The sequence below is a fragment of the Vogesella alkaliphila genome, assembly GCF_014652475.1.
Lineage (GTDB): Bacteria > Pseudomonadota > Gammaproteobacteria > Burkholderiales > Chromobacteriaceae > Vogesella > Vogesella alkaliphila.
Genome location: NZ_BMYW01000006.1, coordinates 71,333 through 84,775, shown reverse-complemented (window position 1 = coordinate 84,775; position 13,443 = coordinate 71,333). Strand labels below are relative to the sequence as shown.

The window sequence follows — 13,443 nt, the reverse complement described above, 5'->3', positions numbered from 1 at the left end:
CCACCATGTCGCGCGAAGACACCTGTCCCCCCTTGCACCCCGAGACGCTGGCCATCCGCGCCGGCCGCGAAACCAGCGAATACCGCGAACACAGCCAGAGCCTGCACCTGACCTCCAGCTTTACCTTTGATACGGCCGCACAAGCCGCCGCCATGTTCATGGGCGAGATCGAAGGCTACACCTACTCCCGTTTTACCAATCCGACCGTCAGCGCTTTCCAGCAAAGGTTGGCCGCAATGGAAGGCGGCGCGCGCGCGATTGCCACCGCCAGCGGCATGGCCGCGATCCAGGCCACCATGCTGACCCTGCTCAAGGCCGGTGACCACGTGGTGTCGTCGCAGAGCCTGTTCGGCTCCACCATCAACCTGTTCAACGGCATTCTCGGCAAGTTCAATATCGAGACGAGCTACGTCGACGCCGCCGACCCGGTCGCGTGGCGGGCGGCGGTGAAGCCCAATACCAAGCTGTTCTTCCTGGAAACGCCGTCCAACCCGCTGACCGAGCTGGCCGACATCGCCGCCGTTGCCGACATCGCACACGAAGCCGGCGCCTTGCTGGTGGTCGACAACTGCTTCTGTTCGCCGGCGCTGCAGCAGCCGCTGCAACTGGGCGCCGACCTGGTGGTGCACTCCGCCACCAAGTATCTCGACGGCCACGGCCGGGTGCTGGGCGGGGCGGTGGTCGGCAACGACAAGCTGATCGAACAGATCTACCTGCACGTGCGTACCGCCGGTCCGACCCTGGCCGCATTCAATGCCTGGGTGCTGCTGTCCGGTCTGGAAACGCTGCACCTGCGCATGGAAAAGCACTCCGCCAACGCACTCGAACTGGCACGCTGGCTGGAGCAGCAGCCGTCGGTGGCGCGCGTGTTCTACCCGGGGCTGGAAAGCCATCCGCAATTCGCGCTGGCGCAAAAGCAGCAGCGCAGCGGCGGGGCGGTGGTGTCGTTCGAAGTCAAGGGCGGCCGCGAGGCTGCCTGGCGTGTGGTGGACGCGGTGCAGGTCATTTCGCGCACCGCCAACCTCGGCGACGTCAAGACCACGCTGACCCATCCAGCGTCGACCACCCACGCCCGCATCACGCCGGAGGCGCGCGCGCGCGCCGGCATCAGCGAGGGGCTGTTGCGGGTTGCCGTCGGCCTGGAGCACGTCGACGATCTGAAGGCGGATCTTGCTAGAGGCTTGTAATAAAAAACGTTTGTTTCAATCGAACGGCAGTCTAGACTAAGGACTGCCGTTTTACTTGTGTTTACCGCGGGAGGCTTCAGGAATGCATTTCTTGACAGGCATCAATTTAAAACGTAAGTTTCAAACGCTTGTTCTAAAATCATGATGGACAAGGCGACGCAATTACTCAATCCGATGAAAGTGCAAGACGACATGGAAGTGAACAAACCCGACACCGCAACTCGGATTCTCGATGTTGCCGAGCGGCTGTTTGTCGAGCACGGCTTCGAGGCCACCTCACTTCGCATGATCACACAGCAGGCCGAAGTCAACCTGGCCGCTGTGAACTACCACTTCGGTTCAAAGGATGCGCTGTTCGAATCGGTGTTCATGCGCAGGATCGGCCCGTTTGTGGCCGCCTGTCTGGCCGAACTCGACGCGCTGGAACAATCCGGACAAGCCCTGACCGCCGAGGCGCTGGTACTGACCTTCATCAAGCCCTGCCTGATGTTGTCCAAAGACCCGACCAAGGGCGGGGCGCTGTTTGTCCGCTTGATGTCGCGCACGCTGGTGGAAAACCACCGCCTGCTGCGCGAGGCACTGAACCAGCAGTACAGCGTGTTTGTACAGCGCTATAGCAGTGCCTTCCAGGCAGCTTTGCCGCAGTTTGAAACCGAAGACATTGCCTGGCGCATGCATTTTGCCTTTGGCGTGATGTTCAACGCCTTCGCCGGTAATGATGTGCTGAAGATCTTCGTCCGCAGTCAGGTGGTCTCCGCCCGTGACCCGGACATGGTCGTCAAGCACCTGGTGCCTTTCGTCGTAGCGGGGTTGACGGCGCCCGTCTGATTGACTCCACGAGGTCAACACGAGGGTAACCATAATGTCTTCTGCTATTGTTCTGATCCTGCTGCTCGGGGCGCTCGCGTATTTTCGCGCTCCCGTTCTGGCGTGGACTGTCGTGATCGCAGGCTGGCTTGCCAGCCTGCAGCCAGTCTGGGGCTGCCAGGTCCCGCTTGCGGTGTGGGTGCTGTTTGCCGTCATCGCGCTGGTGCTGAATCTGGTACCGCTGCGCCGCGCGGTGTTCACCGGCCCGGTGTTCTCCGTCTTCAAGAAAATCACCCCGGCGATGTCCCAGACCGAGCAGGAAGCGATCAACGCCGGTACCGTGTGGTGGGATCGCGACCTGTTTTCCGGCAAGCCGGACTGGAACCGCCTGCTGTCCTTCCCGGACCCGAAGCTGACTGCCGAAGAGCAGGCGTTTCTGGATGGCCCGACCGAACAGCTGTGCAAGCTGATCGACGACTGGAAGATCACCCACGAGCTGAAAGACCTGCCTGAGGATGTGTGGCAGTTCATCAAGGACAACGGCTTCCTGGGCATGATCGTCAAGAAGAAGTACGGCGGTCTGGAGTTCTCCAACTACGCGCACGCCAAGGTGGTCACCAAGATTGCCACCCGCGGCGGCACCGCCGCGGTATCGGTGATGGTGCCGAACTCTCTCGGCCCGGGCGAACTACTGCAGCACTACGGCACCGAGGCGCAGAAGGACTACTACCTGCCACGCCTGGCCAAGGGCGTGGAAGTGCCGTGCTTCGCGCTGACCAGTCCCTACGCCGGTTCCGATGCCGGAGCCATTCCCGACTACGGCATCGTCTGCCGCGGCAGCTACACCGATCCGCGCAGCGGCCAACGTTTTGACGACGTGCTCGGCCTGCGCGTGAGCTGGGAAAAGCGCTGGATCACGCTGGCACCTGTGGCCACCATTCTCGGCCTCGCATTCAAGATGTACGACCCGGATCACCTGCTGGGCGACAAGGAAGATATTGGCATCACTTGCGCACTGGTACCGACCGAGCACGAAGGCGTCTGCATCGGTCGCCGTCACTTCCCCGGAGGTGCCGCATTCATGAACGGCCCGACCTGGGGCAAGAACGTGTTCATTCCGCTGGAGTGGATCATCGGCGGTCGCGACTACGCCGGTCAGGGCTGGCGCATGCTGGTGGAATGCCTGTCGGTTGGGCGCTGCATCTCGCTGCCGGCGATGTCGGTCGCCTCCGGCAAGGTGGCGTCCTACACCACCGGCGCCTACGCCCGCATCCGTGACCAGTTCGGCCTGTCCATCGGCAAGTTCGAGGGCGTGGACGAGGCGATGGCGCGCATCGGCGGCTTTACCTACCAGATGGAAGCGTCCCAGGATCTGGCACTGACCGGCCTGGATATCGGCGAAAAGCCGTCGGTGCTGTCCGCAGTGCTGAAGTATCACAACACCGAGCGCATGCGCAAAACGCTGAACGACGCGATGGACATCCACGGCGGCAAGGCGGTGGTGCTGGGGCCGCGCAACTATCTGGCGCGTGCCTATCAGGCGATCCCGATCGCGATCACGGTGGAAGGCGCCAACATCCTGACCCGTTCGATGATCATCTACGGCCAGGGCGCCATCCGTTGCCATCCCTTCGTGCTGCGCGAGATGAAGGCGGCGATGAGCAACGACGCCGCCGAGTTCGACAAGGCCATCACCGGCCACATCAACTTCGTGATCAGCAACGTGTTCCGCTCGCTGTGGATGGGCCTGACCGGCGCCAGGCTGGTCGGCAGCCCGAAAGGTGGCGAAGTGGCCGCCTACTACAAGCAGCTGACGCGTTTCTCCAGCGCCTTTGCGCTGCTGTCCGACATGGCGATGTTCAGCCTGGGCGGCTCGCTGAAATTCCGCGAGAAGCTGTCGGCGCGCCTGGGTGACATGCTGTCCAACCTCTACATCGCCTCGGCCTGCCTGAAGCGCTTCGAGCGCGATGGTGCGCCGAAGGAAGACCTGCCGGTGCTGCAGTGGGCGGTGGAGAATGCGCTGTACGACCTGCAGCAGGCGATGGACGGCTTCCTCGCCAACCTGCCAAGCCGCACGTTGGCCGCAATCCTGCGCAAGGTGATCTTCCCGTGGGGGCTGACGCTGAAGCCGGCTAGCGACCACACCGGCACCAAGGTGGCGCGGCTGCTGATGGAACTGGGTCCGACGCGCGAGCGCCTGACCCGCGGCATCTTTGCACCGAGCGACGAATCCGATCCGGTCGGCGTGCTGGAGCCGGCGCTGAGGGCGATGCTGGAAACCGAACCGCTGGAGCAGAAGTTGCGCAAACTGGGGCGTGATGGCAAGTTCAAGACTGTCGCCGCGCGTGAGCGGCTGGCGGAAGCATTGCAGTCCGGCCAGATTACGCAGCAGGAATTCGACGCCGTGACGCGCGCACGCAAGCTGAAGCGCGACGTGATCATGGTCGATGATTTCGACATGAAACTTGAGCAGCATGATGACAAATTGCTGCAGCGGCTGATCTTCTGATCGGCTAAACAATAAGGAGTCGGGCGGCCACGCCCGTCTCTGTCGATGGCACTCTGTCGACAGAGCGCCATCGAGAGAGACAACATGACCCCATCCCCACAGCAACACCCCGAAGTCTGCCGCGAGCCGGTGCTGCGCCTGCGCGCCGAGCCACGCAGCACCAATGCCCACGGCCGCGTCCACGCTGGCTGGCTGATGTTCCAGATCGATACCGCCGGCGCCATCTGCGCCGAAAGGCTGGCCAAGGGGCCGGTGACGACGGTCGCGGTCAATGCCTTCCAGCTGACCAGTCCCATCCATGTCGGTGACGTGGTGTCACTGTATGCCGAGTGTTTCCGGCTCGGGCAGAAGTCGGTCACGCTGAAGGTGACGGTGGAGGCGGAACGCCTTGGCGGCGAAGTGGTGCCGATTACCGAGGTGATTGCCACCTACGTCGCCATCGATGCCGAAGGCAAATCCAGAATCATTTCCTGAGTGCATTTGCTGTGTTGTTTCATTGAAACGATTGTTTGGAACGAATGCTCGAAAAAGCTGGATAACAGCTTCGTCTCTAGGTAGTATCGGGCCAGATCGTCAATCAAACAGGCGTTCGGAACAGCATGAATAACAATGCACAGAGGGAATAACACATGAAACTGAAACACATCAGCTTGTCCGTCATGATGATGGGTGCAACCAGCCTTGCCATGGCTTCCGGTTACCACTTCGGTACCCAGTCGGTCAGCGCCCAATCCACCGCCAATGCCAGCGCCGCCGAAGCCGCCAACGCCTCGACCATCTTCTACAACGCTGCCGGCATGACCAAGCTGGAGGGGACCAATTTTTCCGGTGCATTGAACCTGGTGGCGCCGAGCGTTGAATACAGCGGGGCAACCGGTAACTACACCTCGCCAGCAGCCCCCGGTGCCGTGCGCCCGATCGCCGGCCCGATCGCAGGCCAAAGCAGCGGCAAGATCACCGATGACCTGATCGCCGTACCGCAGCTGTACCTGACCCACCAACTGAACGAAAAAGTCACCGTGGGCCTGGGCATCTACGTGCCGTTCGCCTCGGAAACCGAATACCAGCGTGACTCGGTGCTGCGTTACAACCTGAATGCCACCTCGCTCAAGACCATGGATATCAATCCGACCGTGGCGCTGAAACTGAACGAACAGCACTCGGTAGCGGTCGGTGTGGTTGCCCAGCACGCGGAAGCGACGCTGCGCCAGTATGCCAACCACGGCGCTGCAGTTCCTGGTGGCTTGGGTGGAGGTAACGGCACGTTTGACGGCTATGCGGAAGTTGATGGTGACGATTGGGGCTTTGGCTATAACCTGGCATGGCTGTGGGATGTCAATGACAGTACCCGCGTCGGTGTGAACTATCGTTCCAAAATCGAGCATGACCTCAAGGGCTCGGCCAAGTGGACTCGCTCTACCGATGCGCTCGCCGGTGGCCCGGGGAATGCGGTTGCGGTCTTGGTCAAGGGCCTGTTCCCCGATTCTGAGGATGCGAGTGTAAAGATTACGACGCCGGAGTCCTTGTCCCTGCACGCAATGCACAAGCTGGACCGCAAGGTCACCGTGTTTGGCGACCTGACCTGGACCAAGCACTCGCGCTTCGATACCGCGCAATTGAAATACGCGACGCCCAAAGTGTCTTTGCCTGCGGTGAATCAGGGCGACACCACCTATCTGAATCCACAGTGGAAAGACACCTACAAGATCTCGCTGGGGGGCGCGTACCAGTACTCCGAGCCGCTGCAGCTGCGTGCCGGTATTGCCTACGACAAGTCGCCGGTGCCGGATGACAACCACCGTCTGGCCACCATCCCGGACAACGACCGTTACTGGTTCTCGCTGGGTGGCAAGTACGACCTGAACAAGCAGTCGTCCATCGATTTTGCTTACAGCTACATCCATATCAAGGATGCCAAGGCCAATGTCGATAGTCGTTGCACTACGCTGGGTCAGACCACTTGCGTTTCCAGCCAGACTGTGGGCACTGCCAACTACAAATCCAGCGCCCAGATCCTGGGTGTGCAGTACAACCACCGTTTCTAAGCCGCGAGGCTTTGCGGCCAACGTTTGACGTTGGCTGCAACAGGCACGGCGACCCTGTTGCCGTGTTTTTTTCGGGAAGTGCTGAACCATTATTCAGATACTGTGATTCAGCCTATCTTTCCCGTTGGATGGCTTACCCGGAATCTATAATCCGTGAAGCCGCAACCATGTTTGTTCGTTAAGACAACCGAGGAAACCATGTCTCAGACCAAGTTTATCGTACGCAAGGTCGCCGTTCTCGGCGCCGGCGTGATGGGGGCGCAGATCGCCGCCCATCTGGTTAATGCCAAGGTGCCGACCGTGCTGTTCGACCTGCCGGCAAAAGACGGCAACAAGAACGGCATCGCACTGAAAGCCATCGACGGCCTGAAAAAGCTCAAGCCGTCGCCACTGTCCAACAAGGATGCGGTCAACTACATCCAGCCGGCCAACTACGAAGAGCACCTGCACCTGCTGAAGGGCTGCGATCTGGTGATCGAGGCTATCGCCGAGCGCATGGACTGGAAAACCGACCTCTACGCCAAGGTGGCGCCACATCTGGGCGAGCGCACCATCTTCGCGACCAACACCTCCGGGCTGTCGATCAACCAACTGGCCGCCGGCGTGCCGGCCGAGCTGGCGCCACGCTTCTGCGGCGTGCACTTCTTCAACCCGCCGCGCTACATGCACCTGGTCGAGATCATCCCGTGCACGGGCTCCGACGCCGGCATGCTGGACAACCTGGAGCGCTTCCTGGTGACCACGCTGGGCAAGGGCGTGATCCGGGCCAAGGACACCCCGAACTTCGTCGCCAACCGCATCGGCGTGTTCTCGATGCTGGCGACCATCGCCAATGCCGACAAATTCGGCATCCGCTTCGACGTGGTCGACGACCTGACCGGCCCGCGCCTCGGCCGTCCGAAGTCCGCCACCTTCCGCACCGCCGACGTGGTCGGCCTGGACACCTTCGCCCACGTGGTGAAAACCATGGACGACACGCTGCCGAACGACCCGTGGCACGCCTACTTCAAGTCGCCGCAGTGGCTGCAGCAGCTGATCGCCGACGGTAGCCTGGGTGCCAAGACCAAGCGCGGCATCTACAAGAAGGAAGGCAAGCAGATGTTTGTCTTCGACGTCGCCAAGGGCGAGTACGTGGGCGCCGGCGAGAAGGGCGACGACGCGGTCAAGGCCATCCTCAAGATCGAGAACCCGGCAGAGAAGTTCAAGCAGCTGCGCGCCAGCAGCCATCCGCAGGCACAGTTCCTGTGGGCCTGCTTCCGTGACGTGTTCCACTACATTTCCTACCACCTCGGCGACATCGCCAACTGCGCGCGCGATGTCGACTTCGCCATCCGCTGGGGCTTCGGTTGGTCGGTCGGCCCGTTCGAGACCTGGCAGGCTGCCGGCTGGCAGCAGGTCGCTGGCTGGATCGATGAAGACATCAAGGCCGGCAAAACGTTGGCCGCAGCCGCGCTGCCGGCCTGGGCGCTGGAAGCCGATCGTGCCGGCGTGCACTTTGCCGATGGCTCCTTCGACGCCACCGCCGGCAAACTGGTCGGCCGCTCCACGCTGGACGTGTACCAGCGCCAGCTGGCCCCGGCCAAGGTGCTGGGCGAAACCGCTGGCCTGCTGGGCGAGACCGTGTTCGAGAACGAGGGTGTGCGCGCCTTCACCACCGGTGACGACGTGCTGGTGGTGTCGTTCAAGTCCAAGGCCCACGCCATCGGCCCGGACGTGATCGACGGCGTCAACACCGCTATCGACATCGCCGAAGCCCGCTTCAAGGGCCTGGTGATCTGGCAGACCGAAGAGCCGTTCTCGGTTGGCGCCGACCTGCAGTCGATGCTGCCGGCATTCATGATGGGCGACTGGGACGCGATCGACACCATGGTGCGCCGCTTCCAGACCACCTCGATGCGCCTGCGCTACAGCCACATCCCGACCGTCGCCGCGACGCAGGGCTATGTGTTCGGTGGTGGCTGCGAGTTCGCGATGCACTGCGACAAGGTCGTCGCCGCGCTGGAATCCTACGTCGGTCTGGTCGAGGTCGGTGTCGGCCTGCTGCCGGGCGGCGGCGGTTGCAAGGAGTTCGCGCTGCGTGCGGCGCAGAACGCGCAGGGCGACGTGCTGGCGGCGCTGAAGGACTACTTCATGGCCATCGCCACCGCCAAGGTCGCCACCAGCGGCCACGAGGCACAGGAAATCGGCTTCTTCCGCCACAGCGACAGCGTGGTGTTCAACGCCTACGAGCTGCTGTACGTCGCCAAGCAGCAGGCGCTGGCGCTGTACGAGTCCGGCTACCGTCCGCCAATGGCGGGTGGCACGTTTGCCGTCGCCGGCCGTGCCGGTGCCGCCTCGATCAAGGGCCAGCTGGTCAACATGCTGGAAGGCCACTTCATCAGCCAGCACGACTTCACCATCGCCGCGCTGATCGCCGACGTGATGACCGGTGGCGACGTGGAGCAGGGCACGCTGGTCAACGAGCAGTGGATTCTGGATCTGGAACGCAAGGCGTTCATGACCCTGCTCAAGTCCAGCAAGACCCAGGACCGTATCGCCAACATGCTCACTACCGGCAAGCCGCTGCGTAACTGATACCGCCGAACAGCGGCCGGAGGGTGGCGTGTGCGCTGCCGCTCCGGCCTGAAGGAGATTGCAAAAAATGGTTAAACAAGTACAGGAAGCTTACATCGTCGCCGTGACCCGCACGCCGGTAGGCAAGGCGCCGCGCGGCATGATGCGCAACGTGCGTCCGGACGACATGCTGGCGCACGTGATCAGCGGCGCGCTGGCACAGGTGCCGACGCTGGACCCGAAACTGATTTCCGACTGCGTGGTCGGCTGCGCCTTCCCCGAGGCGGAGCAGGGTCTGAACATGGCGCGTATCGGCGTGCTGCTGGCCGGGCTGCCGAACACCGTCAGCGGCATCACCATCAACCGCTACTGCTCCTCCGGCATCAACGCGGTGCAGATGGCCGCCGACCGCATCCGCCTGGGCGAGGCCGACGTGGTGATTGCCGCCGGTTCCGAATCGATGTCCATGGTGCCGATGATGGGCAACAAGGTGTCGCTGAACCCGGCGATCTTCGCCAAGGACGAGAACTACGCCATCGCCTACGGCATGGGCCTGACCGCCGAGAAGGTGGCGCAGCAGTGGAATGTGTCGCGTGAAGACCAGGACGCGTTCGCGGTCGAATCGCACCGCCGCGCCATCGCCGCCATCGACGGCGGCAAGTTCAAGAGCGAGATCACGCCGCTGGAAGTGACCTACCGCACGCCGAACCTGGAAACCGGTGAAGTGGTCAGCACCACCCGCGTGCTGGACACCGACGAAGGCCCGCGCCGCGAGACCACGCTGGAAGGCCTCGCCAAGCTGAAGACGGTGTTCGATGCCAAGGGCAGCGTCACCGCCGGCAACTCGTCGCAGATGTCCGACGGCGCCGGTGCCGTGATCCTGGTGTCCGAGAAGATCCTGAAGCAGTTCAACCTGACGCCGCTGGCGCGCTACGTGACCTTCGCGGTGAAGGGCGTACCGCCGGAAATCATGGGTATCGGCCCGAAGGAAGCGATTCCGGAAGCCTGCCGCAACGCCGGCATCACCCAGGAGCAGCTGAAGTGGATCGAGCTGAACGAAGCCTTCGCCGCGCAGGGTCTGGCGGTGGCGCGTGACCTGGAGCTGGACCTGAACCTGGTCAACCCGCACGGCGGCGCCATCGCGCTGGGCCACCCGCTGGGTGCCACCGGCGCCATCCGTACCGCCACGCTGGTGCACGGCATGCGCAATGCCGGCATGCAGGGCTACGGCATGGTGACCATGTGCATCGGTACCGGCATGGGTGCCGCCGGCATCATCGAAGTGCTGTAAGCCGGTATTGCGGCCAACGTTGGCCGCAATACGCCGCGAATGCCCCGCTTTCAGGCGGGGCATTTTTCATGGTGCGCGCGGGTGGCTGTCGCCTACGTTGCCCCGGCCACCGCAACGGATGCTGACGACGCTGTAGCCGATTCGGTTTATAATCGACGACATTTTTCTGCATCGATAAAGACCGAATTCACACCATGACCACTGAACTTGCCAAAAGCTACGAGCCGGGCGACATCGAACGTCGCTGGTACGATCAATGGGAACAGTCCGGCTACTTCAAGCCGCACATGGACACCAGCAAACCCGCCTTCTGCATCCAGCTGCCGCCGCCCAACGTGACCGGCACCCTGCACATGGGCCACGCCTTCAACCAGACCATCATGGATGGCCTGACGCGCTACTACCGCATGAAGGGCGACAACACGGTGTGGATTCCGGGCACCGACCACGCCGGTATCGCCACCCAGATCGTGGTCGAGCGCCAGCTGGCCGAGCAGGGCATCAACCGCCACGACCTCGGCCGCGACGCGTTCACCAGCAAGGTGTGGGAGTGGAAAGAACAGTCCGGCGGCACCATCACCAGCCAGATGCGCCGCGTCGGCTGCTCGGTGGACTGGGACCGCGAATACTTCACCATGGACGACACCCGCGCGGGTGTGGTGACCGAGGTGTTCGTGCGCCTGTTCGAACAGGGCCTGATCTACCGCGGCAAGCGCCTGTCCAACTGGGACCCGAAACTGGGCACCGCCATCTCCGACCTCGAAGTGGTCTCCGAGGAAGAAGACGGCTTCATGTGGCACATCAAGTACCCGGTAGTCGGTAGCGACGAATTCGTGACCGTCGCCACCACCCGCCCGGAAACCCTGCTCGGCGACGTGGCCGTGGCCATCAACCCGACAGACGAGCGCTACCAGCACCTGCTGGGCAAGATGCTGGAGCTGCCGCTCACCGGCCGCCAGATCCCGGTGATCGCCGACGACTACGTCGATGCCGCCTTCGGCACCGGCTTCGTCAAGATCACCCCGGCGCACGACTTCAACGACTACCAGGTCGGCAAGCGCCACGACACCCAGCTGATCAACGTGATGTCGCTGCAGGCCACCATCCTCGCCAAGGCGCAGATCTTCGGCTTCGACGGCACTGCGCAGGGCACCATCGACCTGCCGGCCGCCTACGCCGGCCTGCCCACCGCCGACGCACGCAAGGCGATGCTGGCCGACCTCACCGCCCAGGGCCTGTTGCTGGAAGCCAAGCCGCACAAGCTGATGGTGCCGCGTGGCGACCGTACCGGCTCGGTGATCGAGCCGCTGCTCACCGACCAGTGGTTCGTGGCGATGAGCAAGGTCGGCGACGGAGATGCCACCGGCAAATCCATCGCCCAGAAAGCCATCGACGCCGTCGAATCCGGCGAAGTGCGCTTCATCCCGGAAAACTGGGTCAACACCTACAACCAGTGGATGAACAACATCCAGGACTGGTGCATCAGCCGCCAGCTGTGGTGGGGCCACCAGATCCCGGCCTGGTACGACGAAGACGGCAACATCTACGTTGGCCGCACCGAAGCCGAGGCGCAGGCCAAGGCACCGGGCAAGACGCTGCGTCGCGAGCAGGACGTGCTCGACACCTGGTTCAGCTCCGCGCTGGTGCCGTTCTCCACCATGGGCTGGCCGGAAGACACCCCGGAACTGCGCGCCTTCGTCCCGTCGCAGGTACTGGTCACCGGTTACGAGATCATCTTCTTCTGGGTGGCGCGCATGATCATGATGACCACCCACTTCACCGGCAAGGTGCCGTTCAAGGACGTGTACATCCACGGCATGGTGCGTGACCACGAAGGCAAGAAGATGTCGAAGTCGGAAGGCAACGTCATCGACCCGGTGGACCTGATCGACGGCATCGCGCTGGCGCCGCTGGTCGACAAGCGCACCACCGGCCTGCGCCGCCCGGAAAAGGCACCGCAGATCGCCAAGGCCACCGAGAAGCTGTTCCCGGACGGCATCCCGGCCTACGGTACCGATGCGCTGCGCTTCACCATGGCCAGCTACGCCACGCTGGGCCGCTCGGTCAACTTCGACTTCAAGCGCGCCGAAGGCTACCGCAACTTCTGCAACAAGCTGTGGAACGCCACCCGCTTCGTGATGATGAACGTGGAAGGCAAGGACTGCGGCCAGGATGAAAGCCTGCCGCTGGAATTCAGCTTCGTCGACAAGTGGATCATCGGCCGCCTGCAACAGGCCGAGCTGGACGTCACCGAAGCGCTGGAAACCTACCGCTTCGACCTCGCCGCGCAGACCGTGTACGAGTTCATCTGGAACGAATACTGCGACTGGTACGTCGAGCTGGCCAAGGTGCAGCTGCAGACCGGCAACGAGGCGCAGCAACGCGCCACCCGCCGCACCATCGTGCGCGTGCTGGAAGTCGCCCTGCGTCTGACCCATCCGCTGATGCCGTTCATCACCGAAGAGCTGTGGCAGACCGTCGCCCCGCTGGCTAACGCCAAGCACACCGACTCCATCATGGTCGCCGCCTGGCCGGTGGCCGTGCCAGAGAAGATCGATGCCGCCGCCAACGCGCGCATGGACGCGTTCAAGGACCTGGTCAACGCGGTGCGCAACCTGCGCGGTGAAATGGGCATCGGCCCGGCGGTGAAGGCCCCGCTGTTCATCGAAACCGCCGACGCCTCCATCGTCGAGTTCATCCCCTACCTGAAGCTGCTGGCCCGCCTGACCGAAGGCAGCATCGTGGCCAAGCTGCCGGAAGACGACTCCCCGGTGGCCATCAGCGGCGACGCCCGCCTGATGCTGAAGGTGGAAGTGGACAAGGCGGCGGAAACCGCGCGCCTGAGCAAGGAGATGGGCAAGGTCGAGGCGGAGCTGGCCAAGCTGACCGCCAAGCTGGAGAAGCCGGGTTATACCGACAAGGCGCCGGCGCATCTGGTGGAGCGGGATCGCGCTCAGCTGGCTGAGCTGAATGACAAGCTGGAGAAGGTGAAGGGGCAGTTGGCCAAATTGGCTTGATAGTCCTTTGTCATTCTTGATAAAACCCCCGTCA

At 62.9% G+C, this 13,443-nt stretch carries 8 protein-coding genes; all 8 read left to right on the top strand.

Going from position 1 to position 13,443, the window contains the following annotated elements:
* Positions 1-5: 5 nt before the first annotated feature.
* Positions 6-1,187: an O-succinylhomoserine sulfhydrylase gene (locus IE100_RS10315; RefSeq protein WP_189374000.1), complete on the top strand. Its 1,182-nt coding sequence runs from the start codon at positions 6-8 to the stop codon at positions 1,185-1,187.
* 192 nt (positions 1,188-1,379) lie between these two features.
* Positions 1,380-2,015 (top strand): TetR/AcrR family transcriptional regulator, encoded by a 636-nt coding sequence (locus IE100_RS10310; RefSeq protein WP_189352475.1) that lies wholly within the window; start codon positions 1,380-1,382, stop codon positions 2,013-2,015.
* Positions 2,016-2,127: 112 nt separating this feature from the next.
* Entirely contained in the window at positions 2,128-4,503 is a 2,376-nt protein-coding gene (locus IE100_RS10305; protein ID WP_229800327.1) for an acyl-CoA dehydrogenase, read from the top strand.
* Between the two features lie 84 nt (positions 4,504-4,587).
* A complete protein-coding gene (locus IE100_RS10300; RefSeq protein ID WP_189373998.1) occupies positions 4,588-4,977 on the top strand; it encodes an acyl-CoA thioesterase in 390 nt (129 codons plus the stop codon).
* Positions 4,978-5,132: 155 nt separating this feature from the next.
* Positions 5,133-6,548: an OmpP1/FadL family transporter gene (locus IE100_RS10295; protein WP_189373997.1), complete on the top strand. Its 1,416-nt coding sequence runs from the start codon at positions 5,133-5,135 to the stop codon at positions 6,546-6,548.
* Between the two features lie 198 nt (positions 6,549-6,746).
* The gene (locus IE100_RS10290; RefSeq protein ID WP_189373996.1) at positions 6,747-9,122 is read left to right on the top strand and encodes a 3-hydroxyacyl-CoA dehydrogenase/enoyl-CoA hydratase family protein; all 2,376 of its coding nucleotides are present in this window, start codon (positions 6,747-6,749) and stop codon (positions 9,120-9,122) included.
* 67 nt (positions 9,123-9,189) lie between these two features.
* Positions 9,190-10,392, top strand: a complete 1,203-nt coding sequence (locus tag IE100_RS10285) for an acetyl-CoA C-acyltransferase (protein WP_189352385.1) — start codon at positions 9,190-9,192, stop codon at positions 10,390-10,392.
* Between the two features lie 194 nt (positions 10,393-10,586).
* Complete coding sequence (locus tag IE100_RS10280; protein ID WP_189373995.1) at positions 10,587-13,409, top strand: valine--tRNA ligase; 2,823 nt, start codon at positions 10,587-10,589, stop codon at positions 13,407-13,409.
* Positions 13,410-13,443 lie beyond the last annotated feature (34 nt).

What these genes read in the sequence shown, in the direction of transcription:
- IE100_RS10315 (WP_189374000.1), top strand. Translation starts at nt 6, where the DNA reads ATGTCGCGCGAAGACACCTGTCCCCCCTTGCACCCCGAGACGCTGGCC.
- IE100_RS10310 (WP_189352475.1), top strand. Translation starts at nt 1,380, where the DNA reads ATGGAAGTGAACAAACCCGACACCGCAACTCGGATTCTCGATGTTGCC.
- IE100_RS10300 (WP_189373998.1), top strand. Translation starts at nt 4,588, where the DNA reads ATGACCCCATCCCCACAGCAACACCCCGAAGTCTGCCGCGAGCCGGTG.
- IE100_RS10295 (WP_189373997.1), top strand. Translation starts at nt 5,133, where the DNA reads ATGAAACTGAAACACATCAGCTTGTCCGTCATGATGATGGGTGCAACC.
- IE100_RS10290 (WP_189373996.1), top strand. Translation starts at nt 6,747, where the DNA reads ATGTCTCAGACCAAGTTTATCGTACGCAAGGTCGCCGTTCTCGGCGCC.
- IE100_RS10285 (WP_189352385.1), top strand. Translation starts at nt 9,190, where the DNA reads ATGGTTAAACAAGTACAGGAAGCTTACATCGTCGCCGTGACCCGCACG.
- IE100_RS10280 (WP_189373995.1), top strand. Translation starts at nt 10,587, where the DNA reads ATGACCACTGAACTTGCCAAAAGCTACGAGCCGGGCGACATCGAACGT.